Source organism: Microbacterium sp. Kw_RZR3 (assembly GCF_029222405.1).
Lineage (GTDB): Bacteria > Actinomycetota > Actinomycetes > Actinomycetales > Microbacteriaceae > Microbacterium.
Genome location: NZ_JARHXC010000081.1, coordinates 1 through 26938, shown reverse-complemented (window position 1 = coordinate 26938; position 26938 = coordinate 1). Strand labels below are relative to the sequence as shown.

General features: G+C 69.5%; 31 protein-coding genes and 1 tRNA gene. 19 read left to right on the top strand and 13 right to left on the bottom strand.

The window, feature by feature from the left end; all coding sequences use genetic code 11:
* Positions 1 to 11: 11 nt before the first annotated feature.
* Together P2P98_RS04550 and P2P98_RS04545 are read right to left on the bottom strand one after the other, a co-directional pair.
* Positions 12 to 242 carry a PLD nuclease N-terminal domain-containing protein gene (locus P2P98_RS04550; protein ID WP_275797606.1) on the bottom strand — a complete coding sequence of 77 codons (231 nt, stop codon included), beginning with the start codon at positions 240 to 242 and terminating at the stop codon, positions 12 to 14.
* Between the two features lie 85 nt (positions 243 to 327).
* The gene (locus P2P98_RS04545; protein WP_275797604.1) at positions 328 to 924 is read right to left on the bottom strand and encodes a vitamin K epoxide reductase family protein; all 597 of its coding nucleotides are present in this window, start codon (positions 922 to 924) and stop codon (positions 328 to 330) included.
* Positions 925 to 1208: 284 nt separating this feature from the next.
* Between P2P98_RS04545 and P2P98_RS04540 the strand changes: the two genes are divergently transcribed.
* On the top strand, positions 1209 to 3842 hold the full coding sequence (locus P2P98_RS04540; RefSeq protein WP_275797602.1) for a ribonuclease E/G: 2634 nt from the start codon (positions 1209 to 1211) through the stop codon (positions 3840 to 3842).
* 55 nt (positions 3843 to 3897) lie between these two features.
* Here P2P98_RS04540 and P2P98_RS04535 read toward each other — a convergent pair whose 3' ends face one another.
* Positions 3898 to 4173 (bottom strand): DUF4031 domain-containing protein, encoded by a 276-nt coding sequence (locus P2P98_RS04535; protein WP_275797600.1) that lies wholly within the window; start codon positions 4171 to 4173, stop codon positions 3898 to 3900.
* A gap of 213 nt (positions 4174 to 4386) precedes the next feature.
* Here P2P98_RS04535 and rplU point away from each other — a divergent pair, with 213 nt between their 5' ends.
* From rplU to rsfS, 9 genes are all read left to right on the top strand, one after another.
* Positions 4387 to 4695 carry a 50S ribosomal protein L21 gene (rplU, locus tag P2P98_RS04530; RefSeq protein WP_081317309.1) on the top strand — a complete coding sequence of 103 codons (309 nt, stop codon included), beginning with the start codon at positions 4387 to 4389 and terminating at the stop codon, positions 4693 to 4695.
* A gap of 18 nt (positions 4696 to 4713) precedes the next feature.
* Positions 4714 to 4971, top strand: coding sequence for a 50S ribosomal protein L27 (gene rpmA / locus P2P98_RS04525; RefSeq protein ID WP_058596273.1), 258 nt, complete (start codon positions 4714 to 4716; stop codon positions 4969 to 4971).
* Between the two features lie 94 nt (positions 4972 to 5065).
* Positions 5066 to 6610 (top strand): GTPase ObgE, encoded by a 1545-nt coding sequence (gene obgE, locus P2P98_RS04520; protein ID WP_058596274.1) that lies wholly within the window; start codon positions 5066 to 5068, stop codon positions 6608 to 6610.
* Positions 6607 to 7443, top strand: coding sequence for a glutamate 5-kinase (gene proB / locus P2P98_RS04515; protein ID WP_275797596.1), 837 nt, complete (start codon positions 6607 to 6609; stop codon positions 7441 to 7443). The genes obgE and proB overlap by 4 nt, the downstream gene beginning before the upstream one ends.
* A gap of 4 nt (positions 7444 to 7447) precedes the next feature.
* The gene (locus P2P98_RS04510; protein ID WP_275797595.1) at positions 7448 to 8707 is read left to right on the top strand and encodes a glutamate-5-semialdehyde dehydrogenase; all 1260 of its coding nucleotides are present in this window, start codon (positions 7448 to 7450) and stop codon (positions 8705 to 8707) included.
* A gap of 50 nt (positions 8708 to 8757) precedes the next feature.
* On the top strand, positions 8758 to 8982 hold the full coding sequence (locus P2P98_RS04505; RefSeq protein WP_275797594.1) for a hypothetical protein: 225 nt from the start codon (positions 8758 to 8760) through the stop codon (positions 8980 to 8982).
* Between the two features lie 10 nt (positions 8983 to 8992).
* Positions 8993 to 9589, top strand: a complete 597-nt coding sequence (nadD, locus tag P2P98_RS04500; RefSeq protein ID WP_058596277.1) for a nicotinate-nucleotide adenylyltransferase — start codon at positions 8993 to 8995, stop codon at positions 9587 to 9589.
* Positions 9586 to 10677 (top strand): hypothetical protein, encoded by a 1092-nt coding sequence (locus tag P2P98_RS04495; RefSeq protein ID WP_275797593.1) that lies wholly within the window; start codon positions 9586 to 9588, stop codon positions 10675 to 10677. Before nadD ends, P2P98_RS04495 begins: the two co-directional genes overlap by 4 nt.
* The gene (rsfS, locus tag P2P98_RS04490; RefSeq protein WP_058596279.1) at positions 10674 to 11051 is read left to right on the top strand and encodes a ribosome silencing factor; all 378 of its coding nucleotides are present in this window, start codon (positions 10674 to 10676) and stop codon (positions 11049 to 11051) included. The genes P2P98_RS04495 and rsfS overlap by 4 nt, the downstream gene beginning before the upstream one ends.
* A gap of 74 nt (positions 11052 to 11125) precedes the next feature.
* Here the strand turns inward: rsfS and P2P98_RS04485 are convergent, their stop codons facing one another.
* The 9 genes from P2P98_RS04485 to P2P98_RS04445 form a co-directional block, all read right to left on the bottom strand.
* Positions 11126 to 11440, bottom strand: coding sequence for a hypothetical protein (locus tag P2P98_RS04485; protein WP_275797592.1), 315 nt, complete (start codon positions 11438 to 11440; stop codon positions 11126 to 11128).
* Positions 11441 to 11474: 34 nt separating this feature from the next.
* Positions 11475 to 11642 (bottom strand): hypothetical protein, encoded by a 168-nt coding sequence (locus tag P2P98_RS04480; protein ID WP_275797591.1) that lies wholly within the window; start codon positions 11640 to 11642, stop codon positions 11475 to 11477.
* Positions 11639 to 12568: a TAXI family TRAP transporter solute-binding subunit gene (locus P2P98_RS04475; protein ID WP_275797590.1), complete on the bottom strand. Its 930-nt coding sequence runs from the start codon at positions 12566 to 12568 to the stop codon at positions 11639 to 11641. The genes P2P98_RS04480 and P2P98_RS04475 overlap by 4 nt, the downstream gene beginning before the upstream one ends.
* Positions 12565 to 13125: an ATP-binding protein gene (locus tag P2P98_RS04470; RefSeq protein WP_275797608.1), complete on the bottom strand. Its 561-nt coding sequence runs from the start codon at positions 13123 to 13125 to the stop codon at positions 12565 to 12567. Before P2P98_RS04470 ends, P2P98_RS04475 begins: the two co-directional genes overlap by 4 nt.
* Positions 13084 to 13156, bottom strand: a tRNA-Ala gene (locus P2P98_RS04465). The genes P2P98_RS04470 and P2P98_RS04465 overlap by 42 nt, the downstream gene beginning before the upstream one ends.
* 43 nt (positions 13157 to 13199) lie before the next feature.
* Positions 13200 to 14105, bottom strand: coding sequence for a 3-methyladenine DNA glycosylase (locus P2P98_RS04460; protein WP_275797589.1), 906 nt, complete (start codon positions 14103 to 14105; stop codon positions 13200 to 13202).
* Complete coding sequence (locus tag P2P98_RS04455; protein ID WP_058613086.1) at positions 14102 to 14812, bottom strand: SOS response-associated peptidase; 711 nt, start codon at positions 14810 to 14812, stop codon at positions 14102 to 14104. Before P2P98_RS04455 ends, P2P98_RS04460 begins: the two co-directional genes overlap by 4 nt.
* Positions 14813 to 14867: 55 nt before the next feature.
* Complete coding sequence (locus P2P98_RS04450; protein WP_275797588.1) at positions 14868 to 15899, bottom strand: phosphatase domain-containing protein; 1032 nt, start codon at positions 15897 to 15899, stop codon at positions 14868 to 14870.
* Positions 15900 to 15904: 5 nt separating this feature from the next.
* The gene (locus P2P98_RS04445) at positions 15905 to 16585 is read right to left on the bottom strand and encodes a DedA family protein (RefSeq protein ID WP_275797587.1); all 681 of its coding nucleotides are present in this window, start codon (positions 16583 to 16585) and stop codon (positions 15905 to 15907) included.
* Positions 16586 to 16627: 42 nt separating this feature from the next.
* On the opposite strand from P2P98_RS04445, the gene P2P98_RS04440 reads away from it, so the two are divergent.
* Both P2P98_RS04440 and leuS read left to right on the top strand, forming a co-directional pair.
* On the top strand, positions 16628 to 17866 hold the full coding sequence (locus P2P98_RS04440; protein WP_275797586.1) for an anthranilate synthase component I family protein: 1239 nt from the start codon (positions 16628 to 16630) through the stop codon (positions 17864 to 17866).
* A gap of 65 nt (positions 17867 to 17931) precedes the next feature.
* Positions 17932 to 20505 carry a leucine--tRNA ligase gene (gene leuS, locus P2P98_RS04435; protein WP_275797585.1) on the top strand — a complete coding sequence of 858 codons (2574 nt, stop codon included), beginning with the start codon at positions 17932 to 17934 and terminating at the stop codon, positions 20503 to 20505.
* 61 nt (positions 20506 to 20566) lie between these two features.
* Here the strand turns inward: leuS and P2P98_RS04430 are convergent, their stop codons facing one another.
* The gene (locus P2P98_RS04430) at positions 20567 to 21061 is read right to left on the bottom strand and encodes a DUF2087 domain-containing protein (protein WP_058626661.1); all 495 of its coding nucleotides are present in this window, start codon (positions 21059 to 21061) and stop codon (positions 20567 to 20569) included.
* Positions 21062 to 21198: 137 nt separating this feature from the next.
* On the opposite strand from P2P98_RS04430, the gene P2P98_RS04425 reads away from it, so the two are divergent.
* From P2P98_RS04425 to P2P98_RS04395, 7 genes are all read left to right on the top strand, one after another.
* Positions 21199 to 22122 carry an ATP-binding cassette domain-containing protein gene (locus tag P2P98_RS04425; protein ID WP_058596290.1) on the top strand — a complete coding sequence of 308 codons (924 nt, stop codon included), beginning with the start codon at positions 21199 to 21201 and terminating at the stop codon, positions 22120 to 22122.
* Between the two features lie 10 nt (positions 22123 to 22132).
* Entirely contained in the window at positions 22133 to 22933 is an 801-nt protein-coding gene (locus P2P98_RS04420; protein ID WP_275797584.1) for a hypothetical protein, read from the top strand.
* A gap of 110 nt (positions 22934 to 23043) precedes the next feature.
* On the top strand, positions 23044 to 23745 hold the full coding sequence (locus tag P2P98_RS04415) for a hypothetical protein (protein ID WP_153003302.1): 702 nt from the start codon (positions 23044 to 23046) through the stop codon (positions 23743 to 23745).
* A 60-nt stretch (positions 23746 to 23805) separates the two neighbouring features.
* Positions 23806 to 24978: a histidine kinase gene (locus tag P2P98_RS04410; RefSeq protein ID WP_275797583.1), complete on the top strand. Its 1173-nt coding sequence runs from the start codon at positions 23806 to 23808 to the stop codon at positions 24976 to 24978.
* Positions 24975 to 25640 (top strand): response regulator transcription factor, encoded by a 666-nt coding sequence (locus P2P98_RS04405; RefSeq protein WP_206542545.1) that lies wholly within the window; start codon positions 24975 to 24977, stop codon positions 25638 to 25640. Before P2P98_RS04410 ends, P2P98_RS04405 begins: the two co-directional genes overlap by 4 nt.
* Before the next feature lie 108 nt (positions 25641 to 25748).
* Positions 25749 to 26120: an SdpI family protein gene (locus P2P98_RS04400; RefSeq protein ID WP_058629530.1), complete on the top strand. Its 372-nt coding sequence runs from the start codon at positions 25749 to 25751 to the stop codon at positions 26118 to 26120.
* 390 nt (positions 26121 to 26510) lie between these two features.
* Positions 26511 to 26938, top strand: a 428-nt coding sequence (locus P2P98_RS04395) for a hypothetical protein (protein ID WP_275797581.1), incomplete at its 3' end; no start/stop codon positions are given.

Below are 26938 nucleotides of genomic sequence, written 5' to 3'. Positions count from 1 at the left end.
GCGCAACACCCTCAGGTTCGCGACAAGCCCGCCCGGCGCCCCGCGGCCAGCCACGACACCGGGCCGAGCACGGGAACGGCGAGGATCACGATCGCCCACATCAGCACCGCCGTCGACGACAGCCGCCCCGCGCTGCTGCACAGGCTGACGATGGCCCAGACGGCGAGACCGAGCACCACCACGGCCAGCCCCGACCACACCAGGTCGTATGCGGCAGGCATCAGCGGGTTCGTGGCATCCATTCCTCGAACCTAGGGCACGCGTCCCTTGCGCGCGAGAACCCGCGGGCACGAGAACCCGCGGGCACCGGGACACCGCGCGATGAGGTCAGAACTGCGCCAGGACGTTGAGTCGAGCCTGCGCGATGACGGCGATGACGACGAACGCCGCGAGTGTCATCAGCGGAACCCAGGGCATGAGGCGCTCGGCGACGTGCCGCACGCGCGGCGCGGGGATCACTCCCTCACGGAGCACGTGCAGCGTGACCACGAAGAACGAGGGGATCACGACCGACCACGTCACCATGCACCACGGGCAGAGGGTCGCGAGCACGAAGATGCTCTGCGAGATCAACCAGATGACGAACGTGATCGCGAAGGCGAATCCGAGCCAGAACAGCGCCCAGAACCAGCGCGCGAACCGCGCACCGGCCAGCAGCGCCATGCCCACGACGACCGGCGCCATCCACGCCGTGAGGCCGATGATCGGGTTCGGGAATCCGAACACGCTGCCCTGGGGCGACTGGAGGTTCGCCGAGCACTGGACCAGGACGCTGAAGTCGCAGGATGCCGCCTCCCCGGGGTTCTTCAACTGGGCGAAGCGCTCCATCGTCAGCGAGAACGCCGCCCACCACCCGACGATGCCGGCGAAGACGAGCCAGATCGCGACCACGACGGGGCGGCGAGGGGTGACGGTGTCGCTCATGGCTCGATTCTGTCACCGCGCACTTCGCTGTCCGCTGAGGATCGCTCGGTGTCGAAGCGCCCCCGTGCGGTGGTTTCCGGACGGACCGTGCGATAATGATGTTTCGATGTACCGCGGCCGCGCCGCAGGAGCATCACCAGAAGACTTCGGGCGATGATCGCCCTTCGCAGCACGAGCCGCCGGCCTGCTGCAGACCGAGTGAGTTCGCGGCCCCGCCGGGTGCGGCGCCGCACGAGATTTCGCCGGGCGACGCGCGGTGTCGCCCCGCCAGGGAGTACGCCACAATGGCAGACGCAAGCGACGAACAGATCCCCACTGAGCAGATCGCGCCCGACGCCGCAGTCGAGCAGGACGCTTCCTCCGACGCCACCGCGTCCCCCGAGGCGCTGACGGTCGACGAGGAAGAGGGCGCGGTCCAGGATGCCGAGAGCGCCGCGGCGCTCGACACGGCTCCTCCCGCGGTGCTCGACGAGACGCCCGCCGAAGAAGCGCCCGCCGACGCGGTGTCCGCCGAGGGCGTGCAGGACGCTGAGCCCGCCGTCGCCGACCCCGCGACGGACAGCGCGACGGAAGGCGCCGCCGACGCTGACGCTCCCGCGCCGGCGAACGAGACGTCCGCCGAGGCCGCCCCCGCGCCGGACACCGCTGACGAGACGTCCACCGCCGAGAAGCCCACCGCCGAGGTGCCCGAAGCGGAGAAGACGGCCGAGGTCGCGGCATCCGAAGCCCCCGCCGAAGAGACGCCCGCGCCGCAGAAGCCGGAACGCCCGACCGCCGTGTCGCTCGGACTTCTGCCCGAGGTGTTCGTGTCCGCGGTGTCGACGCAGCTGCACTTCTACGCGCCCGAGCCGCTTCCGACGGCCCTGCGCGACGACTCCGACGATCGTGGCTTCCGCGACGATCGTGACGACGAGGCTCCGGCGGAGCGCACCTCCGCGAATGCGCGACGACGCAACCGCCGTCGTGGTGGCGCGGCCGCCTCCAGCGCGGATGACCAGGACGACGCCCCCGCGGCCCCGCCGCGCCAGCGCGCCGTCGAGGTCGTCACCGAGCCGCAGCGCATCAAGGGCTCCACGCGCCTCGAGGCCAAGAAGCAGCGTCGCCGCGATGGTCGCGAGGCCGGCCGTCGCCGCCCCGTCGTGACCGAGGCCGAGTTCCTCGCGCGCCGCGAAGCCGTCGACCGCGTGATGGTCGTGCGGTCGAAGGTTGGCCGCATCCAGATCGCCGTCCTCGAGGACAACGTGCTGGTCGAGCACTACGTCGCCCGCAACCAGGACGCGTCGCTCATCGGCAACGTCTACCTCGGCCGTGTGCAGAACGTGCTCCCGAGCATGGAGGCCGCGTTCGTCGACATCGGTCGCGGGCGCAACGCGGTGCTGTACTCCGGCGAGGTCGACTGGGACGGCATCGACACCGGCAACCAGCCGCGCCGCATCGAGCTCGCGCTGAAGTCGGGCGACCGCGTCCTGGTCCAGGTGACCAAAGACCCGGTGGGCCACAAGGGTGCACGCCTCACGAGCCAGATCTCGCTCCCGGGACGCTACCTCGTCTACGTGCCGAACGGCACCATGAACGGGATCTCGCGCAAGCTGCCCGACACCGAGCGCGCCCGCCTCAAGAAGATCCTCAAAGAGGTCCTGCCCGAGTCGTCGGGCGTGATCGTCCGCACCGCGGCAGAGGGGGCCACCGAGGAGCAGTTGACGCGTGACGTCCAGCGCCTCACCTCGCAGTGGGAGCACGTCAGCAGCCAGCTGCAGACGATCCAGGCGCCCGCGCTGCTGCACTCCGAGCCCGACCTGCTCGTCAAGATCGTCCGCGACGTCTTCAACGAAGACTTCACGCGCATGCTGATCCAGGGCGACGAGGCGCTGCAGACGATCTCGAACTACCTCGCGGGGGTCGCCCCCGACCTGCTCGAGCGCGTCGAGAAGTACGAGGGCGAGCAGGACCCGTTCGATGCCTTCCGCGTGACGGAGCAGATCGAGAAGGCCCTCGACCGCAAGGTCTGGCTGCCCTCCGGCGGTTCGCTCGTGATCGACCGCACCGAGGCGATGACCGTCGTCGACGTCAACACCGGCAAGTTCGTCGGTTCGGGCGGAAACCTCGAAGAGACGGTCACGAAGAACAACCTCGAAGCGGCCGAAGAGATCGTGCGCCAGCTGCGACTGCGCGACATCGGCGGCATCATCGTCGTCGACTTCATTGACATGGTGCTCGAGTCCAACCGCGATCTCGTGCTGCGCCGCCTCATCGAGTGCCTGAGCCGCGACCGGACGAAGCACCAGGTCGCCGAGGTCACCTCGCTCGGCCTCGTGCAGATGACGCGAAAGAAGCTCGGCCTCGGCCTCCTCGAGACCTTCAGCGAGGCCTGCGAGGTCTGCGCCGGACGTGGCGTCGTCGTGCATCACGACCCCGTCGTCCGCCACCGCACCGGCACGAACGGCAACGGGAACGGCACCGGCGGCTCGAACAACCGTCGGACGCGCGGCGGAAACGGCAACGGAAACGCCTCCTCGAACGGCTCGAACAACGGCAACGGTGCTCCGGCCGGCAACGGGGGAGCAGCAGCGGCCGCCGGCGGCACGCACATGATCACCGAGGGCGTGAAGTCCGCGCTCGCTCAGATCGCGGCATCCACGATCCACCCCACCGTCGAGGACCCGGCGATCGTCGAAGCGGCCGTGGTCGCGTCGGTCGAAGCCGTCCTGGATGCCAAGGTCGAGGCGCCCGTGCGCGAGAAGCGTCCGCGCAAGAAGCGTGAGCCGAAGACCCCGCGTACCGAGAAGGACGCGCTGCTCGAGTCGGTGCTCGAAGCCCTCCCGGAGCCGAAGGCCCCCGGTCAGGGACGCTCGCGCCGCCGCGTCACCACGGCCGCCCTCACCGGGACCCCGGTCGACGCCCAGCCGTCGTCGGACTGATCGTTCTCACCCGTGAGGGGTCATGCCCTGTCGTCCGCGACGTGGGCATGACCCCTCACCCGCGTCCGCGGCGTTCGCGGGCGGTGATGCGTAGGCCCGAGGCGCGGAGACGACGGACGAGCTCGCGCCCGCCGACGTGTTCCGCGCCGGCGGCGACGAGATCGGCGTGGCGCTCGTCGGGAACGTCGTAGTGGTCGAGATCGAACGCACGGGCGGGAATCCCGGCGGCCGCGGCGAAGGCGTGCAGCTCGTCGAGATCGCTGTCGCTGACGAGGTGCGCCCATAGTCGTCCATGCGCGGGCCACTGCGGGTCGTCGATCAGGATCGCCATTCCGTGATCCTACGGTCGACACGCGGGTCGGATGCTTTTGCCGGATGCCCTCCCGTGAGCTAAACTTGACCCTTGGTGCGTCGTGTCCGCCCCTACCAGCGCGTGACACCCGCGAGCCGAGCTCGCCGGATCGTACCGAGATTTGGGTCGAGAGACCCTCTCGACGTCATCAGACAACCGGAGCCGTGCGCTCCCGAATGAAACAGGTGTGAAGTGGTCTACGCAGTTGTGCGCGCCGGCGGCCGGCAGGAAAAGGTGGAGGTCGGCACGATCGTCGTGCTCGACCGCCAGGCGGCGAAGATCGGCGAGAGCATCCAGCTGCCCGCCGTCCTGTTCGTCGACGGCGACGCCGTCACGACCGACGCCGACAAGCTCGCGAAGGTCTCGGTCACGGCCGAGGTCCTCGGTGAGGAGCGCGGTCCGAAGATCGTGATCCAGAAGTTCAAGAACAAGACCGGCTACAAGAAGCGCCAGGGCCACCGTCAGGACCTCACGCGCGTCAAGATCACCGGCATCAAGTAAGAGCCAGGAGACGCAGAGATGGCACACAAAAAGGGCGCAAGCTCCACCCGTAACGGTCGTGACTCCAACGCACAGCGCCTCGGCGTGAAGCGCTTCGGCGGCCAGGCCGTCAACGCCGGCGAGATCCTCGTCCGCCAGCGCGGCACGCACTTCCACCCCGGCGCCAACGTCGGCCGTGGAGGCGACGACACGCTCTTCGCTCTCGCCGCCGGTGCGGTCGAGTTCGGCAACAAGGGCGGCCGCAAGGTCGTCAACATCGTCGCCGCAGCGGAGTAATCCACAGCGCTCAGCGCGCGATAGAGGGGGTGGGCACAGCCCGCCCCCTCTTCTTTTCTTTCCGGCATCCCGGTCCCGTCCCGAAAGGACTCCCATGGTCACCTTCGTCGACCGCGTCACTCTGCACCTGCGTGCGGGCAAGGGCGGCAACGGCTGCGTGTCGGTGCGCCGCGAGAAGTTCAAGCCGCTGGCCGGTCCCGACGGTGGCAACGGCGGGCACGGCGGCGACGTCGTCCTCGTCGCCGACCCGCAGACGACCACCCTGCTCTCGTACCACCACTCGCCGCACCGCTCCGCGGGCAACGGCGGATTCGGGATGGGCGACCACCGCTCCGGCGCCATGGGAGAAGACCAGGAGCTCCCCGTCCCGCTCGGCACGGTCGTGAAAGACACCGACGGCACCGTTCTCGTCGACATGCTCACCCCCGGCATGCGCTTCGTCGTCGCGCCGGGTGGTCTGGGCGGGCTCGGCAACGCCGCGCTGGCCTCGCCCAAGCGCAAGGCGCCCGGCTTCGCGCTACTCGGGACACCGGGGTGGGAGGGCGATGTCGTCCTCGAGCTCAAGACCGTCGCCGACGTCGCCCTCGTCGGCTTCCCCTCGGCCGGAAAGTCGAGCCTCATCGCCGCCGTGTCGGCCGCGCGCCCCAAGATCGCCGACTACCCGTTCACGACGTTGCACCCGAACCTCGGCGTCGTGCAGGCGGGCGACGTGCGGTTCACGATCGCAGACGTACCCGGGCTCATCGAGGGTGCGAGCGAGGGCAAGGGCCTCGGCCTGGAGTTCCTGCGCCACGTCGAACGCTGCACCGCTCTCGTGCACGTCCTCGACTGCGCGACCCTCGACCCGGGTCGTGATCCGCTGAGCGACCTCGACGTGATCCTCGCCGAGCTGGGCGCCTATCCGGTCCCCGAGGGGCAGCTGCCGCTCCTGGAGCGCCCGCAGATCATCGCCCTGAACAAGGTCGATGTCCCCGAGGCTCACGAACTCGCCGACTTCGTCCGCCCTGACCTCGAAGCCCGTGGATTCCGCGTGTTCGAGATCTCCACGGTGAGCCGCGCCGGCCTGCGCGAGCTCACCTTCGCCCTCGCCGACATCGTCGAGCAGCACCGCGTGGCGACGATCGACGACGCCCCGGCTGAGCGCATCGTCATCCGTCCGAAGGGTGCCGAGAAGGACTTCGAGATCAAGGTCGAGGGCGGCACCTACGGTCCGGTCTACCGGATCCTCGGCGACAAGCCCGTCAAGTGGGTGCAGCAGACCGACTTCCAGAACGAAGAAGCCGTGGGCTATCTCGCCGACCGTCTCGCGCGCCTGGGCGTCGAGGACGGTCTGTTCCGCGCCGGCGCCGTCGCGGGTGCGACCGTCGTCATCGGCCCCGGCGACGGCATCGTGTTCGACTGGGAGCCCACGCTCACCTCGGCCGCCGAGCTCATGACCGCGCCCCGCGGCACCGACCCGCGTCTCGTGCAGAACCCGCGCCGAACGTCGTCCGAGCGTCGTGAGCAGTATCACGAGCGAATGGATGCCAAGGCCGAGGCGCGCGCCGAACTCGAAGCCGAGCGCCGGGCGGCGCGCGCCGCGGGGATCGACCCGGACGGCGACTCCTCGGCTCTCCTGGACGAGGCGGACGAACGGTGACGGCCGCGACTCGCGCCGATATCCCGCGCGCCGCGCGCGTCGTCGTCAAGGTCGGCTCGTCGTCCATCAGCGGTGACGGCGCGCATCGCATCGACACGATCGTCGAGGCCCTGTCTCGCGCTCATGCGGGTGGCGTCGAGGTCGTGCTGGTGTCGTCCGGCGCCATCGCCACAGCCCTGCCGTTGCTCGCCCTCGACGGCCGACCGAACGACCTCGCGACGCAGCAGGCGGCCGCCGCCGTGGGTCAGAACGTCCTGATGTGGCGCTACCAGACGTCTCTGGACCGTTTCGGGCTCCTCGCCGGCCAGGTCCTGCTCACGGCCGGCGACCTCGAGAACGCCACCCCACGATCCAACGCGCGTCGCGCCATGGAGCGGCTTCTGGGGCTCGGCATCCTGCCCATCGTCAACGAGAACGACACCGTCGCCACGCACGAGATCCGCTTCGGAGACAACGACCGGCTCGCCGCCCTCGTGGCACAGCTGATCGGGGCCGACGCGCTCGTGCTGCTGAGCGATATCGCGTGCCTGTACACCGCCCCGCCGAACGAACCCGGCGCTCGCCCCATCACCGACGTGGCCTGGGGTGATGACCTTTCCGCCTTCGAGTTCGGGGCGGGTGTTGTGAACGGGGTCGGCACCGGGGGAGCGGCGACCAAGGTCTCGGCGGCGAAGCTCGCGTCGACGGCCGGTGTCGGCGTCCTCGTGACCAGCGCCGATCTCGTCGCCGACGCCCTCGCCGGCGAGTCGGTGGGGACGTGGTTCGCTCCGAATCCGGATGCCGTCACCCTGTCGACCGGTCCGATCGGCGCCGTCGCCGCGACGGTAGACTGACGCGATGACCACGATCGCCGTCTCCGTCGAGGAGCGCCTGCGTCTGGCGAAGGACGCGGCGCGACAGATCGGCCTGCTCGACGCCGCCGCGAAGACGTCCCTCCTGAACGCGATCGCCGACGCCCTCGACGCCGCGACCGATGACATCGTGCTCGCGAACGCCGACGACCTCGAGCGTGGTCGGGCGAACGCGATCGGCGACGCCCTTCTGGACCGTTTGCGCCTCGACGCGGGCCGCGTCGCCGCGCTGGCCGCAGCCGTCCGCGACGTCGCCGTGCTGCCCGACCCGGTCGGGCGGGTCCTCGATCGCCGCACCCTTCCGAACGGGCTCGCACTCGAGAAGGTCGCCGTGCCGTTCGGCGTGGTCGGCTCGATCTACGAGGCCCGACCCAACGTCACGGTCGACATCGCCGCTCTCGCCCTTCGATCGGGCAACGCCGTGGTGCTCCGGGGTGGCTCGGCCGCGCAGAGCTCCAACGCGGCACTCGTGACGGTCATGCGCGGGGCGCTCGCCTCGCAGGGTGTCTCGCCCGAGGCCGTGCAGACCGTCGATGACTTCGGTCGTGACGGCGCGCGCGCTCTGATGAACGCCCGTGGGCTCGTCGACGTGCTCGTCCCGCGGGGGAGCGCGTCGCTCATCGAGACGGTCGTCACCGAGTCGACCGTCCCCGTCATCGAGACGGGCGCGGGCGTCGTCCACGTCTACCTCGATGAGACGGCGCGTGCCGACTGGGCGCGCGAGATCGTCCTGAACGCCAAGACCCAGCGACCGAGCGTCTGCAACTCCGTCGAGACGGTGCTGGTGCACCGCGCGGCGGCCGACCGTCTGCTGCCCGAGCTGCTGGTCTCGCTCGCCGAGGCCGGGGTCAGCGTGCACGGCGACTCGACCGTCGCGGGCTACGACCCGCGCGTCGTCGCGGCCACCGACGCCGACTGGGCGGCCGAGTACCTCAGCCTCGACCTGGCGGTGCGCGTCGTGGACGATCTCGACGCCGCCCTCGACCACATCCGGCGCTATTCGACCCATCACACCGAGTCGATAATCACCGACGACGACACCGCGGCGCAGCGCTTCCTCGCCGAGGTCGATTCGGCGGTGGTGCTCGTCAACGCGTCGACCCGCTTCACCGACGGCGGCGAGTTCGGTTTCGGTGCCGAGGTCGGGATCTCCACCCAGAAACTTCACGCGCGCGGCCCGATGGGTCTCGCCGAGCTCACGAGCACCAAGTGGCTCGGGCGCGGCGACGGACAGGTCCGCGTCTAACCGCCTAAAATGGCACTGCGCGCCGCGCAGACACCCGAAACGGAGCACTGATGACTTTCGCCTCACTTCTCGCCCATGCCGCCGAAGAGGCCGGTCACCACGGCGGCAACGTGCAGGCCCAGACCTTCTGGTTCGGCGCCCTCGCCTTCGTCGTGTTCGTGTCGCTCAGCCTCGTCACGCTGTCGTACCGCAACGTCTCGAACCGTCACGCGCACAAGGCCGAGGCCTACACGAAGAAGCACGGGACGCCGACGCCCGAGGCGCACGGCCACTGAGGCCCACCGTATGTCGGTGACGCGAGCCCCTCGCATCGGGGTCATGGGTGGGACGTTCGATCCCATCCATCACGGTCACCTGGTGGCGGCGAGCGAGGTCGCGCAGTCCTTCGACCTCGATGAGGTCGTCTTCGTGCCCACGGGTCGTCCGTGGCAGAAAGACGAGGTCACGGCGAGCGAGCACCGCTACCTCATGACGGTGATCGCGACCGCCTCGAACCCGCAGTTCACCGTGAGCCGGGTCGACATCGACCGCGACGGCCCGACGTACACGATCGACACGTTGCGCGATCTGAAGAGTCAGCGCCCGGGTGCCGACCTCTTCTTCATCACCGGAGCCGACGCGGTCGCGCAGATCCTCAGCTGGCGCAATCACCAGGAGCTGTGGGATCTGGCGCATTTCGTCGCGGTCTCCCGTCCAGGACACGTGCTGACCACCGAGGGATTGCCCACCGAAGACGTGAGCCAGCTCGAGATCCCGGCCCTGTCGATCTCATCCACAGACTGTCGCGCCCGTGTGCGCCGAGGACACCCGGTGTGGTACCTCGTGCCCGACGGTGTCGTGCAGTACATCGCGAAGCACCACCTCTACCGGAGTAACGCATGAGCACTTCCGAGAACAATGGAACCCCGCCGCTGACGCGGCGCCAGCTGCGCGAGATCCGCAACACCGGCGCGACGCCGATCATCCCGACGCCGCCGGTCGAGCCCGCCGTCGAGGCGGCGCCCGAGCCCCCGATCGCGAACGAGCCCGCGGTCGCGAACGAGCCCGCGGTCGCCGAGGACGCGCCGGTCGCGCACGACGAGCGCATCGCAGATGGACAGCCCGGGTCGCCCGACGAGCCCACGTCGCACGACGACCGCGCGACGCAGGAGCCGCCGGTGGAGCCCGACGCTCCCGCCTCCTCGACGCAGCCCGCGCAGCCCGTGACGACGCCGGAACCCGCCGTGATCGGCCTTCCGTCGTCGGCGGTCGACGACAATTCGGCGTACGCGCCGACCGGACTCACCCGGCGTCAGGTACGCGCCCAGGAGAAGATCCGAACGGCGTCGGTGCCTGTCATCTCGCCCGATCTCACCCCGGCCGTCCCCGGCCAGAGCACACCCACGGGAGACCTCCCGGCGATCTTCCGCCCGGCCGTCGCCGAGGAGCCGGAAGCCACCGAACCCGTCCCCGCGCCGCCGGTCTCATCGACGGTGAACCCCGAACTCGGATCCGACCTCCTCAACGGCGCGACGCCCGACATCTCGCTGCCGCCCTCTTTCGATCAGCTGATCGCGCGTAGCGGCGCCGCGACGGGGTCGGTCTCGACCCCGAACGCGCTGATCCTCTCGGACGCCCCCGTCGGCGGACCGCTGGTCGCTCCGGTGACGGCGACGGGCGAGGTCATGATCACGGGAACGTTCGAACTTCCCCAGGGCCTGGGGTCCGTCGGCCACGCCCCCGGCACCACCGACGGCCGCGAAGCGGACGCCGTCCTCCTCGACGGAGAGCTACCGGCCGCGTCGTCGCCCACGCCGATCGCCGCCAGCGCGGCGATCAGCACCGTCAAGCAGCCGGGCGACATCATCCGCCCGCCCGCGCCGGAGAAGGGCAGCAAGCTCGTCATCGGCCTCATCATCACCACCGGCGCTCTGGCGATCGCCGTGGCGGTGGCTCTCGCCATCGCCGTCACGACAGGAGTATTCGGATGACCGCGACCCAGAACGGCCGCGAGATGGCACAGATCGCCGCTCTCGCCGCCGACAGCAAGTCGGGCGAGGACCTCGTCGCCCTGGACGTCTCGGAGCCCCTGCCGCTCGTCGACATCTTCCTGCTCGTGACGGGCCGCAACGAGCGCAACGTCGCGGCCATCGCCGACGAGATCGAAGAGAAGCTCCTCGAGGCGGGTCACAAGCGCCTTCGGCGCGAGGGGCGCCAGGAGTCACGCTGGGTCCTGCTCGATTTCGGCGACCTCGTCGTGCACGTCTTCCACGAGGAGGAGCGCGTCTACTACGGCCTCGAGCGCCTCTGGAAGGACTGCCCCGTCATTCCTCTCGAGCTGCCGAGCCCGGCCACGGCGGACTGACCCGCGCCGACACGGCGAATGCCCCGCGCCTCTCGGCGCGGGGGCATTCGTGCGTCTTCGCGAGGAGCTTGTGGCTAGGAGCAGGTGTAGGTCACGCCGTTCACGTCGTGGGTTCCCGCCCCGAGATCGACACACGTGCCGATCAGGTTCGCGAAGACGACGATGAGGATGATCCCGACGATGATCGAACCGACGAGCAGCACCGAGCCGACGATGATGCCGATGAGGGCCGGGGTGTTCTTGTAGCCCGCCTTCTTCGATTGCGTGAACGCGACGATGGAGAGGATGAGCCCGATGAGGTTGGCCGGGAACGCGACGATGAGTCCGACGATTCCGAGCGTCTTTCCCGGGTAGCTCACTCCTGCGGGTTCGGGTTGCGGGGCGGTCACGATGGTCTCCTTCGTGTCGGAATGGACGGGTGGGTCAGCCCTCGAACAGGGGACCGAAGAAGCCCTTCTTCTTCGCCCAGCCGTTCTGTTCGAGGGAAGCGGTGAGCGGCTGCGAGTGTAGCCGCGCACCGCTCGGCGGGCGACCCCTGGCATCCTCTCGCCGGTCCTGATCGCCGCGTTCATCGGCCGAAGGTGTCGTCATCCGTAGCGCTGACGATATCGGCGTTCGGCCGCCGGGTGCAGGGCGAGGGGGAGGGTATCGATGAGGCTCGCCGGGGTCAGGTACTGGATGCCGAGAGCGCCAGGAGGCACGAGAGCGGCGGCGTCATCGATCAGCACGTCGACGAGTCGCTCGACCACGAGATCATCGAGATGCTCACGCGCGACGAGAAGATTCGCCACCCCGATCGCCGGGATGGGTGCCGACGCACCGTAGACCCCCGCCGGGATCGTCGTCGCGACATAGGCGTCGGGGGAGCGGCGACGCAGCCCAGGCAGCACCGCGGTGATGTCGAGGACGGCGATCGGCGTTCGCTCCGCGAGGTCGGCGATCTGGGGCGTCGGGATTCCCCCCGACCAGAACAGGGCGTCGATGCGGCCCTGGTCGAGGTCGGCCACGGCATCCCGGAAAGACCTCTCGACGGTGAGGGGCCCCCGATCGCCCGGGCCGAGGCCCGCGGCATCCAGAACCCGACGCGCCGTCGCAGCGGCTCCTGATCCGAGGGCGCCCAGCGAGACGACGCGCCCGGCGAGCTCCGGGAGCGAGCGGGGGCCGCCGTCTGCGCGGACCACGCATTGGAGGTAGTTCTGGTAGACACGCCCGATCGCGACGAAGGCATCCCGTCCGCGGGCCTTCACGGCGGCATCCGCCAGCGACAGCGCGAGGTCGATCTGCTGATCGCCGAGCAGGGCGAGGTTCTCGACGCTCCCCTGCGTGGCGAGCGCGGTGATCCCCACCTCGGCCCGGGCTGCCTCCCTCAGCAGCTCCCCGAACTGGAGGTAGCTGCCGCCCGCTTCACCGCAGCCGAGCCTGACGACCGGGATACCCGAGGGGGCGCATCCGGCGAGAGCGATCGCACCGAGTGCGGCACCGGCCCAGAGGAAGCCGCGCCGGCTGACCACCGTCACGACCGACTCCACACCAGGCGCGCCGACAGGCCGCCGAGCGGGGAACGCGCGAGTTCCATCCGCCCGCCGGCGGCTCGCAGGAGCTGCACCACGATCGCGAGGCCCAGCCCGGTACCGGCGCGCGACGAGTCCCGTCCCGCACGCCAGAACCGCGTGCCCATGCGGGACAGATCCTCGTCGTCGAGATTCTCGCCGGAGTCGTCGGTCGCGTCGCGCTGACCCGAACGGATCCGGATGCCGAGGCTCCCGGCATCCGGATCCCTGTCTGCCTCGCGACGGCGGTGCCCCGCACGCTCGTGCCCGACGCGTCGAGAAGGAGCCCCACGGTGCGAGCGGGGCGTGCGCGGAACCGGAGATCGCCACCGGATACGGATGCCGAACGCGAAACCGTCCGGATCCGTTGACGTTCTCCGGATCTGGCGCACCGGCGCGCGAGGGCGGTCCGATCGAACACCGTGATCGAACAGCCCGAAGGAACGAAGAAAGCCCCCGCCGAAGCGGAGGCTTTCTCTGGGTGGACCTGAGGGGACTCGAACCCCTGACCCCCTGCATGCCATGCAGGTGCGCTACCAGCTGCGCCACAGGCCCGTTTTTTGTTTTCCGCCCCGTTCGAGGCAGCTCCATGAGCCTACTACACGCGATCGAGTGGCAAGAAATCGGCGCCGCCGGGCGTGTCGCCTGTGGCTCCGACGGACGTCAGCACAGCGCGTCGAAGACCCTGCGCACGGTCGCTCAGGGCGCGCTGACGGGCGACGTACTGCGCCTTGCCCTCCGCCGTCTCGATGGCGACGGGCGAGTACCCCCAGGCGCGGAGGTCGTACGGGGATGCCTCCATATCGAGCGTCCGGATGTCCCGCGCCAGTTCGAAAGCGTCGAGGAGGAGGGGCCCGGGGACGAGGGGTCCGAGCTTCACGGCCCACTTGTACACGTCCATTCCCGCGTGCAGGCAGCCGGGCTGTTCGCGATCCGTCTGGGTCTCGCGCGACAGTGGCTCGCGGTTGCGCGGCACGGCGTCGGGCGAGAAGAAGCGGAAGGCGTCGAAGTGGCTGCAGCGGAGATCGTGCGCGTCGACGACGGCATCCGTCCCGTCCCTCCCCAGTCGCAACGGGACGTCGTGGCGCACCTCGTCGACGCGGTACGCCATCGCCCATTCGTGAAGGCCGAAGCAGCCGAACTGCGCGGGCCGGTGCAGCGTCGCGCGGAGGAGGTTCACGATGCCGCGGTACAGCGATCCGCGCTCGATCCGGAAGGCCTCGGCATCCACCCGCACCCCGCTGCCCTCGCGGCGGTACCAGCGCCAGCCGACGCGCTCGTCGGCGTCGTCGAGCACGACCCCGTGGCCCGGGTGCCACCGCCGGAGGATCGCCGGCTTGTACGAGTAGTAGGTGAAGAGGAAGTCCTCGACGGGATGCTTCTGCGCGCGGCTCGCCCGCGCGCGGTGCTCCGCCGTCAGGGCATCGGCGCGAGCCGCGTGCGCCTCGGCCTCCGCCGTCCATTCGTCACGACCGAGGACCGTGTCGACGAGCAGCGCGGTCATTCGACCGGCTCGATGAGGGCGGGGGAGTCGTTGCGAACGTTGCCCACGGCCGGCGACACGACATGGTCGTCGAGCGTCTCGGCGACGTCGGGGGCCGCATCGATCGCCGCATCGAGGATGTCACCGACGTTCTCGGTCGTCGGGTCGAGCCACGCGTCGGCGAAGTCGGGGTCCATGAACAGGGGCATCCGGTCGTGGATCGACCCCAGTCGGCCGATCGAATCGCGGGTGAGGATCGTGCAGCTGAGCACCCACCGCGCCGGATCGTCGTCGGCACGCGCGGGGTCCTTCCACCACTCGTAGAGGCCCGCGAAGAAGAGGGGCGAACCGTCGGCGGGGTGGATGTAGTGCGGCGTCTTGCCCTCGTCGGTCGTCTTCCACTCGTAGTACCCGGATGCCGGGATCACCGCGCGCCTCTTGATGAGGGCGTTGCGGAACATCGGCTTGTCTTCGATCTCTTCGGATCGCGCGTTGAAAGCGCGAGCGCCGATCTTGACGTCTTTGGCCCACCCGGGGACGAGTCCCCACCGCGCGACCTCCAGCCGACGGACCGGCGGCTCGGTCTTCACCGAATCGAGCACGATCGCCACCGACGACGTCGGCGCGATGTTGTACGAGGGCGGGGGCAGTTCATCGCTCTCGACATCGACGCGCAGGACACCCACCAGCTCCGACGCCACGTTGGCCACGACGAATCGACCGCACATGCTTCCACCGTACGCGCCCCCTCCGACATCGGACGCGGGTGCGCGGCATCCGTCGTCAGACGTCGTTCGTGATCACGCCGGCCTTCTCGAGACGGTCGAGGAGCGCGGCGCCATCCGAACCCGTCACCCACGGCACTTCCGACGCCGAGTGGTCGTCGACCACCGTTCGCCCACCGGCGAGCACCGCTTCGGCGGGGAGCAGTCGACGAATCGCCACGGCCGCGACGTTCTGCGGATGGTCGATCGCGAACTGCGTGTAGATCGCGTCGTCGTGTTGACCGTCGTCGCCGACGAGCAGCCACTTGACGTTCGGGAACTCGCTCGCGATCCGGCGGAGGTTCTGCTCCTTGTGGTCGCGGCCGCTGCGGAACCAACGGTCGTGCGTCGGCCCCCAGTCGGTCAGCAGGAACGAACCCGCGGGGAACAGGTGTCGGCGCATGAAGCGCGTGAGCGTCGGGGCGACGTTCCAGGCTCCGGTGGACAGATAGATCACGGGGGTGCCGGGGTGCTCGCGCGTGAGCCGCTCCAGCATCACGGCCATGCCCGGCACGGGCTGGCGCGCGTGCTCGTCGAGCACGAACGAGTTCCAGGCGGCGAGGAGCGGGCGGGGGAGCGCCGTGACCATGACCGTGTCGTCGATGTCGCTCACGACGCCGAACCGCACGTCGGTGCCGACGATGAAGACACGGGTCTCTGCGGGCTGGCTCCCCTCCACCGACATGGTGATGGTTTGCCATCCCGGCGCGAGCGTCGCGGGCAGCCGCGCATCGATGACACCGCCGCGGTCGGCCGACACCTCGTGCGTCACTCCGTCGATGACGACGCTGACCCTCGCCATGCCGACGGGGACGGCCGCGAAGCTGCGCCAGCCCCGAAGGCTGGCGAACTCGCCCGTGGACGTCCGCTTGAGGGGAGGCGCGATGAGCACGCGGCCCAGGACGCGGATCCATTCCTCGGTGCCGTACCCCGGAAAGCCGGTGACGGCGGGACGCAGTCCACGCGCGCGGGCGCGCTTCTCGCGCCACCGATGGAAGCGGCGCTCCAGTCGGGCGAACCAGAGCACTTTGGCGCGGGGGGAACGAGGCATCCGCCTCAGTCTTTCACGTCACCGTCCACCGGTTCGAGGGGGTGCGCGTCGTCGGCGAGATGGCGACGCTCGATCCGCTCGATGACCTTCTTGCCCACGAACACGAGCACGAGGAAGACGACGAGGATGCCGACGAAGACATAGCCGGCGTAATGGATACGATCCGCGAGCTCGCGATACGTGCCCGCCGCCGTCGCCGCCACCGAGATGTACAAGGCCGACCAGATCGCGCACGCCGGGGCCGTCCACGCGAGGAATCGTCGGTAGCTGTACCCGCTCATCCCGACGGTCAGGGGGACGAGGGAGTGCAGCACCGGGAGGAACCGCGACAGGAAGATCGCCGGTCCGCCCCGTCGCCGCAGGTAGCGATCCGCGCGCTCCCAGTTGCGTTCACCGAGCTTCTGCCCCAGCTTCGACGCGCGGATGCGCGGGCCGAAGTACCGCCCCAGCCAGAACCCGCCGCTCTCGCCGAGCAGAGCGCCGACGACGACCGCCGAGGCGAGGATGACTCCTTCGAGCGGAGAGGCGATAGCCGTCCCGGCGACGATGACCATCGTGTCTCCGGGCACGATCAGACCGACCAGCACGCTCGTCTCGAGCATGACCGCGACACCGGCGAGGATCGTGCGCAGCACGGGGTCGACGTTCTGCACGACGTCGAGCAACCACGTGAGGATCTCGTTCACCTCCGTCAGCTTAGAGGCGACGCCGAGGCCTAGCCTGGGAGCGTGCCGCGTTCCGCCCCTCCGCTCGTCCTTCCGCGCTGGGTGGACCCGGAGGCGGTGTTCACGAGCCTCTGGGCCGACGAACCCGCGGCGTTCTGGCTCGACGGGGGTGTGGATGCCGAGACCGGGTGGAGCTGGATGGGGGCGGGGCACCGGGAGAGCGCGACCGACCCCCTTCACGTGATCGCGTCGAACGATTCCAGCCGCGCGTTTCACGGCGGATGGGTCGGCTGGATCCCGTACGACGGCGACCCCGCGTGGATCCGCGTCGACGCGGCGCTCGCGTTCGACCACGAGAAGCGGCGCGTGTGGGCGGTCGGGACGGATGCCGAAGCCCTCGCCGACCTCGCCGAGCGGGCGCGCGCCGTCGGGCCGGTCGCAGCCGTGGCTCCTGCGGAACCGCGAGGGGTGGCATCCGGTCGCCATGAAGCCGACGAGTACGCCGGACTCATCTCCGCGTGCCGCGAGCACATCCGCGAGGGCGACGCGTATCAACTGTGTCTCACGACCCGATTCACCGTTCCGGGCCGCTTCTTCGCCCTCGACGTGTTCCGGCGCCTCCGCGGGACGTCGTCGTCGCACCACGGCGGCTTCGTGCGCATCGGCGACACCGCTCTGGTGAGCGCGTCTCCGGAACGCTTCCTCGAGGTTCGCGACGGGACCGTGCACACCCACCCCATCAAGGGCACGCGCCCGCGCGCGCTCGACCCCGTCGCCGACGCAGCCCTCGCGGACGAGCTGCGGACGGATGCCAAAGAGCAGGCCGAGAACGTCATGATCGTCGACCTGATGCGCAACGACCTCTCGCGCGTGTGCGTGCCGTCGAGCGTCGGCGTCGACCGGTTGCTCGAGGTCGAGTCGTATCCGCACGTGCATCAGCTCGTCAGCGAGGTGTCGGGGCGGCTGCGTCCCGGAACGACGCTCGGTGCGCTCCTGGAGGCCGCCTTCCCGGCCGGCAGCATGACCGGTGCACCGAAGGCCTCGGCGATGACGATCCTCGAGCGTCTCGAGGGCGCCCCCCGGGGCATCTACTCCGGCACCTTCGGATGGATCGGCGATGACGGCTCCGCGGATCTCGCGATGGTGATCCGCAGCATCGTCGTCGAGCCGGATGCCGCCCACGTCGGCGCCGGCGGAGGCATCACGTGGCGCTCGGTCGCGGCATCCGAAGTGGCCGAGGTGGGAATCAAGGCGCGCGCCCCGCTCGCCGCGCTCGGCGCCCAGGTGCCGCCGGGATGGTGACGGGCCGGGTCCGATAACCTGGACGCTGGCCCTCGGGCCTCCCGACCTCACGATTGGCTTCACCCGTGTCTGAGAACACCACACCCGTGCCCGGCGAGGGCGCCTTCGACGCCCACGCGATCCAGGCGAAGTGGCAGCGCGCGTGGGCGGACAAGGATCCGTTCCGCGCCGGTGGCGACGACGACAAGCGCCCACGCAAGTACGTGCTCGCGATGTTCCCGTACCCCTCCGGCGACCTCCACATGGGGCACGCCGAGAACTACCTCTACTCCGACATCGTGGCGCGATTCTGGCGCCACCGCGGCTACAACGTGCTCAACCCCATCGGCTGGGACTCGTTCGGCCTGCCCGCCGAGAACGCCGCCATCAAGCGCGGGGCCGACCCCGTCGAGTGGACGTACGCGAACATCGCGCAACAGAAGGAGAGTCTGAAGGACTACGGCGTCTCGTTCGACTGGAGCCGCGTGCTGCACACGAGCGACCCCGAGTACTACCGCTGGAACCAGTGGCTGTTCCAGAAGCTGTACGAGAAGGGCCTGGCGTACCGCAAGGACGCGCTGGTCAATTGGGACCCGGTGGATCAGACCGTGCTCGCGAACGAGCAGGTGCTGCCCGACGGCACCTCCGAGCGCAGCGGCGCCGTCGTGGTGAAGAAGAAGCTGACGCAGTGGTTCCTGCGCATCACCGACTACGCCGACCGCCTGCTCGACGACCTGAACCAGCTCGAGGGCTTCTGGCCGAGCAAGGTCATCCAGATGCAGCGCAACTGGATCGGCCGCTCCGTCGGTGCCGACATCACCTTCGAGATCGAGGGTCGTGACGAGAAGATCACGGTCTTCTCGACCCGCCCCGACACGCTGCACGGGGCGACGTTCTTCGTCGTGGCGCCCGAGTCCGACCTCGCGGCCGAGCTCGCGGCATCCGCGGATCAGGGCGTGCGCGAGACGTTCGAGGCGTACCTCGCCCAGGTGCAGCGCGCAACGGACATCGAGCGTCAGGCGACCGATCGCCCGAAGACCGGCGTCTTCCTCGGCCACTACGCGATCAACCCGATCAACGGCGAGAAGCTGCCGATCTGGGCCGCCGACTACGTGCTGGCCGACTACGGTCACGGCGCGGTCATGGCCGTGCCCGCGCACGACCAGCGCGACCTCGATTTCGCCCGCGCCTTCGACCTGCCCGTCAAGGTCGTCGTCGACACGAATGCCCCGGTCACCGGCGCGATCCCCGTGATCGAACTCGACGACGAGGGCGTGCCGATCGACCCGCTCGGCGACATCGAAGAGACCGACCCCGTCAAGACCGGGATCGCGCTCACCGGTGACGGACGCATGATCAACTCCGGTTCTCTGAACGGACTGTCGAAGCGCAACGCGATCGCTCGCGTCATCGAGGAGCTCGAGGCCAAGGGTGTCGGCCGCGCCGCCAAGACCTATCGCCTGCGTGACTGGCTGATCTCACGTCAGCGCTACTGGGGCACGCCCATCCCGATGCTGCACGGCGAGGACGGCTCGATCACGCCCGTGCCCGCCGATCAGCTGCCGGTCGTCCTGCCGTCGGTGGAGGGTCTCGACCTGAAGCCCAAGGGCACCTCGCCGCTGGGCGCTGCCACCGAGTGGGTGCAGGTGACCGACCCCGAGACGGGCCAGACGCTGCTGCGCGACCCCGACACGATGGACACGTTCGTCGACAGCTCCTGGTACTACCTGCGGTTCCTGTCGCCGGGCGACGAGACGCAGCCCTTCTCGGGTCGCGAGGCGTCGAAGTGGGGTCCGGTCGACTTCTACATCGGCGGTGTCGAGCACGCGATCCTGCACCTGCTGTACGCGCGATTCATCACCAAGGCGCTGTTCGACATGGGCCTGGTGGAGTTCACCGAGCCGTTCTCGAGCCTCATCAACCAGGGCATGGTCATCCTCGACGGCGCCAAGATGTCGAAGAGCAAGGGCAACCTCGTGCTGTTCCAGGAGGAGCTCGACGCGCACGGCGCCGACGCGCTGCGCGTGGCGTTGGCGTTCGCCGGACCGGTGGAGGACGACAAGGACTGGAACGACGTCTCGACCACGGGAGCGGCGAAGTTCCTCGCCCGCGCGCTGCGCATCGCGCACGACGTCGACAGCGAGAAGGACGTCGTGTGGGCCGAGGGCGACCAGGCCCTGCGCCGCGTGACGCACCGCCTGCTGGCGGAGGCGCCGAACCTCATCGAGCAGACGAAGTTCAACGTCGTCGTCGCGCGCCTCATGGAGCTGGTCAACGCCACGCGCAAGGCGATCGACGGCTCTGCCGGCACGAGCGACCCCGCCGTGCGCGAGGCCGCCGAGGTCATCGCGATGACCCTCGACCTCTTCGCCCCGCACACCGCGGAGGAGATGTGGCAGACCCTCGGCTACGACGGCTTCGTGGGTCTCGCGACCTGGCGCCAGGCCGACCCGACGCTGCTCGTCGAAGACAGCGTCACCGCCGTGGTGCAGATCGACGGCAAGGTGCGCGGCACCCTTGAGGTCTCAGCCAAGATCGGCGCCGACGAGCTCGAGAAGCTCGCGCGAGCGGACGAGAAGGTCCGCCGCGCCCTCGGTGAGCGCGAGATCGTGCGCGCGGTCGTGCGGCCGCCGAAGGTGGTCAGCTTCTCGACGAAGTAGGATCCGCGGATGCCGCGTCCCGAGCGCTCAGCAGAGCGGGAGGGGCGGGGCATCCGGCGTATCAGGCGCGGGAATAGACCGAGCCGTCGGCCGTACGCACGAGAAGACCGTGGTCGACGAAAGCGCGGCGAAGGCCGGCGACGTCGTCCGTCACCCCGGCGAGCCGCGCGTTGATCTCGGCCTCGGAGACGGTGTCGCCGGGCGCGAGCACGCGGGTCGCGAGATGCTCCAGGAGCGCTTGCCGGTCGGTCGCTCGCGCGGGCATGCCGACGACGCGGCCGTCCTCCAAGAAGCGATCCACGCCCTCGCGCCGAGCGGGGCCACTCGCGGATGCCAGGGCCCGGGCGAACACGTCCGGGACGGCGACGAGCCCCTCTGCGGTGGCGGAGACGAGCCCCGCCGCCGTGAGCGACTCGGTGATGCGCTGCGCCTTCTTCGGGGGGATCGTGGCGAGGGCCTCGTCGATCGGCTGAGCGAGGACGATGCGGGCATAGATCTCGCGCGCGCGGTCATCGGCGAGAGCGGCGAGGATCGCGCGCCAGGCGTTCTGATGCATGGGATCGAGTCTCCTCGTGGAACGACGACCCGTGAAATCCCTGCGCCGTATTCCACCCCCGGTTGGTAGAGCGCCCCTCCACCCGAAACGTAGCGTCGGGACCAAGCTGCACAACCGACGGAAAGGCGGCGGGCGTCATGACCCTTTCGGTGAAGAACCTCAGCAAGCGATACGGGAAGACCTTCGCGGTGAAGAACGTCTCGTTCGAGATCGCGCCCGGAAAGGTCACCGGATTCCTCGGGCCCAACGGCGCGGGGAAGTCGACGACCCTGCGCTCGATCGTCGGTCTGGACTTCCCGACGTCCGGGGAGGCGTTGATCGACGGCCGGAGGTACGCGGAGCTGAAGGCGCCCTTGCACGAGGTCGGCACTCTGCTCGATGCGAAGGCCGCGCACCGCTCACGGCGCGCCGTCGACCACCTTCGATGGATCGCGGCCACCCACGGCATCCGGCGGGCACGGATCGACGAAGTGCTCGACATCGCGGGGCTCACGACGGTCGCGCGCAAGCGGGTCGGGGGGTTCTCGCTGGGAATGGCCCAGCGGCTCGGTATCGCCGCCGCGCTCCTCGGCGACCCCCACACGCTGATCCTCGACGAGCCGGTCAACGGTCTCGATCCGGACGGCGTGACATGGATCCGCGAGCTGCTTCGTGGTTTCGCCGCGGAGGGACGCACGGTCTTCCTCTCCTCGCACCTCCTGGGGGAGCTCTCGCTCATCGCGGAACACATCGTCGTCATCGGGCAGGGCCGGATCATCGCCGACGCCCCCTTGACCGCGCTCATCCAGACATCTCCCACCGTCCGCGTCCGCACGGCGGAGGCGGCACGGCTCGCGGAGCTCGTGGCGGGACCCGGCGTCGCAGCGACGATGCCCGCGCCGGACCGGCTCGAGATCGACGGGCTCCCCGTCGAGCAGATCGCCGAGATCGCCGCGCGCGAACGGATCGTGGTCTACGAGATGGGACAGCTCACGAGGACGCTGGAGGATGCATACAACGACCTCACCCGCGGAGCCGTCGAGTACGCGCCGCAGCAGGCGGGGGAGCCGCACCGTGTCTGAGACGGCGACCATGACCAGCGCGAAGCGCGCGACCTGGGTAGCCCCGGTCACGTTCCCTCGCGTCCTCCGCGCGGAGGCGATCAAGCTGGCCACGCTGCCGAGCTTCGTCTGGGCCTTCGTGATGGCCTACGCGGTCCTGGGCGGGTTCGGCATCCTCACGGCTGTCGCGCGGATCCTGCAGCGGGACGCCGCGACGCCGACCATTTCGGCGGGAGCGGGAACAGCGCTGACCGGTATTCAGGGCGCGCAACTGGTCATCGTCCTCGTCGCCGCGGTCTTCGCGACCACCGAATTCGCGCACCAGACCGTGCAGCCCAGCTACCTGGCGGAACCTCGCCGGCTGCGTGTCCTGGCGAGCAAGGCCGTCCTCGTGGGCGCCCTCTCACTCGTGGTCGGCTCAGCGGGGGCGACGACGGCATTGCTCGCGGCAGCAGCGGTGGCGCGCAGCGCGGGGCTTCCCTTCGAGATCACGGGCACCTACGCGGCCCAGCTGATCGCGGGGGCGGCGATCTATCTGGCCGCGATCGGTGTGACGGGACTCGCGATCGGTGCGCTGCTGCGCAGCACCGTGGGGGCGATCATCGCCGGCCTCGTCCTGCTCAACGTCTTGCCTCTGCTGGTCGGTGCGGCGCCGGTCGAGAGCATCCGGGATGCCGCGGGATACCTGCCGTCCACCGCCGGCCTGATGATCCTGCAGGAGCACGTGCCCGCCGGGTTCATCGCGCCGTGGTTCGGAGTCCTCATCGCCTGCGCGTGGGCCGGCGTGCTCCTCGGCGCCGCCGCTCTCGTGACCAGGAGGACCGACGCATGACGACGGCGGCCCCCTCTCGCCCGACTGTGCATCGGAGGACCAGACCGTTCGGATCGAGCATCCGCGCCGAGAGCATCAAGTTCTGGTCGCTCCGATCGAACCGGATCCTCGTGACTCTGGCGATCCTGTTCGTCCCCCTCAACGCCGTGCTCCTGTCGGTCTCCCTGGGGCAGCGGGCGGAGAGCCCCGATCCGCGGATGCGCATCTCGTCCGTGGACGCCGTCGCCTACCTCGACAGCGTCCTCTGGCTGCAACTGCTCATCGCGGTGATCGCGGTGCTGGCCGCCACCGGCGAGAGCGGCGGCAGGATCGGAGCCTCCTTCCTGGCCGTTCCGACCCGGCTGCCCGTTCTCGGAGCGAAGGTGATCGTCGTGGGGCTCGTGTCCTTCGGCATCGGGGTCGTGGGGGCGACGGCCGGTCAGCTGCTGCCTCATCTGCTGCTGTCGGGGACGGGTGTGGCTTACGCGGCGGACCCGGCCGACGTCTTCCGGGGGGCGATCTCGTCGGGGGCGTATCTGGGTCTCATCGCCGCGATAAGTCTCGCCATCGCGGTCGTCGCCGGCAACCTCATCGTCGCTCTCCTCGTGCCGCTCGCGCTCTTCACGATCGTCCCCTCGGTGATCGCCTCGTTCGGGGGAGAGCTCGGGAGTCGGATCTCCGGGTACTTCCCCACGATCGCCGGACGTACGGCCCTCTCCGCGGCGGAGAACCCCGGCGGGCTCGACAGCACGACGGGCTTCCTCGTGATGCTCGCGTGGGCCGTCCTCGCGGTCGTCGGTGCGGGTCTGCGGTATCGATTCGCCGATGCGTGACCCGCTGCCCGAGGGGGCCGCTGAGTAGACTGCCCAGACACCTGAAGAGAGGGGCTCGCGATGATCGACGTCGACGCGAGCGTCCCCGGGCCTCACCGGCTCCGCGGCCTCGTGGACGTCGTCCTCGCGGTCGTGGCCATCCTCCCGGGACTCATCAGCATCCTCGTGGAAGGCTCCTCGCCCGCCTTCACGGTCGGCCTTCTCCTCCTCGCCGCCGTGACGCTCTGCGCACGACAGCGGGTGCCGTGGACGGTTCTCGCCGTCGTGGCCGTGCTCGCGGCGATCGGTGAGGGGCAATCCTTCACGTTGGCCCTCTGCCTGGCGGTTTACACCGTCGCACGGCGGTCGACGACCGGACGCGCGGCGCTCGGCTACCTGCTGGCCGTCGGAGTGCCGCTGCTGGGGACGACGGTCAAGATCATGCTGGGTGTCGCGGTCACCGCGACCGACGACATCATTCCCGCGATCGGGGTGGGCACGAGCGTCGTCGATCCGTACGTCGTCCTCGCTTGCGCGGCGGGGATCGTGGTGCAGAACACCCTGCAACGCCGCCGCGCGCAAGAAGCCCTCCTGCAGCAGAAGATCGACAGCGCTCGGGCGACGGAACGCACGAGGATCACGGCCGAGATGCATGACGTGGTCGGACACGCCCTGACGGTGATGATCTCTCTGGCGAACGGGGCGCGTTCGGCGTGGGACACGGACCCCGAACGCTCGCGTCAGGCACTCGCCCACCTGGGCGAGGTCGGGGCGACGGCGCTCGACGACATGCAGCGGACTCTCCGCGTACTGCGCGACTCCGACGACCAGCTCGACGATGCGCTCCATCACTCCGGATACGACCTCCCCGACATCGGCAGCATGGTCGAGGTCTTCCACGCCGCGGGGATGCCCGTGCACCTGCGACAGCGCGGCGATGCCCTTCCGGAGAGCACGATGCTCAGGGCCGCGGTCCACCGCATCGTGCAGGCATGCCTCACGAACGTGCTCCGCTACGCGCAGGGGGCGACGTTCGTGCTCGTCACGATCGAGTGCTCCGCTCGGACGGGTATCGTCGCGATCGATGTCGAAGACGACGGCCGTTCGACCGGCGCCGGAAGCATCGGCACGGGGCGCGGTCTCATCGGTGTCTCGGAGCGAGCGGCGTCGTTCGGCGGCACCTGCGTCTATGGCCCGCGGACCCCCGGCGGATGGGCGGTGCGCACGACCCTGCGAACGGAGAAGTCCCGATGATCGACGTGCTCATCGTCGATGACCAGGCACTCGCACGACTCGGCAACTCGCTCGTCGTCGAGAGCGCGGCGGACCTTCACGTGATCGGAGAGGCCGCGACCGGGGAGCAGGGGGTCGCCCTCGCCCAGACCCTGCGCCCCGATGTCGTCCTGATGGACGTCCGGATGCCGGGAATGGGCGGCATCAGCGCCACCCACGCCATCACCTCGGCCAGCCCGACGACGCGAATCGTCGTCCTGACCTCGTTCGACCTGGATCAGTACGCGTTCGGAGCCCTCGAGTCCGGCGCGAGCGCCTTCCTCCTCAAGAGTGCTGCCCCTGAACGCCTGATCGATGCCATCCGGACCGTGCATCGCGGTGATGCGGTGGTCGAACCTCACATCACCCAGAAGTTGATCCATCGTGCCCTGCGATCGGATGACGGACAGGCGGCATCTCGTCCGATCGGCATGCCCGCCGAGCTCTCGGTCCTCAGCCCGCGCGAACAGGATGTGTTCCTGGCGATGGCGACGGGGATGACGAACGCGGAGATCAGCGAACGGCTGTTCTTGTCACCGGCCACGGTGAAGAGCCACATCAACAAGATCTTCAGCAAGCTCAAGCTTCGCGACCGTGTCCATGCCGTCATCCTCGCGCACCGTCTGAAGATCACGGGGGAGTGACCCCCCGCGTTGGCGGCTGAGATTCAACCCGTGGTTGGTGGTTGCCCGGCCCCGTCCGGCAATACGTTCCTCACAGAAGAGTCGCCGCCGGCCGTAAGGGATGTGAAGATGATCGGGATCGTTGTTGCGTCCCTGCTGGTGCTGGTCGCAGGACTGCTGTCGCTCTGGTGGGCTCGTGCTTCCTGGCGAGGCACGCTGCCGCAGAACTGGCTCTTCGGGTATCGGACGCCGCTGACGCTGTCCGACAAGGATGCGTGGACGACGGTCAATCGCGCTCCCGCTCCTTTCGCCGCGGTCGGCGGCATCGGGGCGAGCGCCGCCGCCGTCATTGCTCTTGTGCTCACGCTTCTCGGCCTCAGCAGCATCGCGCCGGCGTTCTTCGGGGCGGGGCTGGGGTGGCTGCTGCTGTGGACGGTTCTGGGGATCGTTCCCGCGCACCGAGCGGGGAGGAACTACAAGCGGATGCGCAGCTCGGCCTGAGATCGACGTCTCATCCGCTTCTGACCGCGGCGGCTCCGCGGTCTCATCATCTCGAGAACCCGCGCGCGTGATCGCTCGCCGTGGACCACGCTTCGTGACGGGGGATCACCGAGCGTGATGGCGGTGCCGCGCGCGCTCGTGACGAGCGACGACGCAGCCTTGCAACGGTCTCGAGTTCTGACCATCGACGCATCACCTGGGGGAGGTGATTATCCATGGACGACATCTACGAGGCGCCTTGTGCAGTGCTCGTCGCCGACTTCCGCCGCGACACGGCGTTGACCAGTCGCGGCGGCTGGCCCGACCTCTTGGGCTGGTGGTTCTGACGCCACGCCCGCCGGCCGGCGTACGACACGAGACACAGATCATTCACAAGGAAAGTGAGCATTCATGAAGAACAGAGGCAAACCACTGCTGGTGGCGATCACCGCCGGAGCCCTTGTCCTGGCCGGGACGACGGCCGCTTCGGCGGACAGCTCGAGCCGAGACGGGTCGGTGTCAGCGGCCGCGAACGTCGCCACCGGTGACTACACCGATCGCGAGGTCGTCGAATTCCTGGCCTTCGGCGCCGGCACCATCGATGCCGAGCACCCGGGTCTGATCGCCGAGCTCGGCTATGACGGCGTCGCCGCCGAGGCACCGCCCGCGGAACTGGTGGACGAGATCGTCGCCGGGGTGACGCAGGTCAATCCGGCGTTTCACGCTCAGGTGACGGAGCCGCTGCAGAGCGGCGACCCGGTCGCTGTGGAAGCTGCGCTCACCGTCTACAACGACTCGATGATCGAGTACGTCAAGAGCTCGGACGACTGGACGGTCGG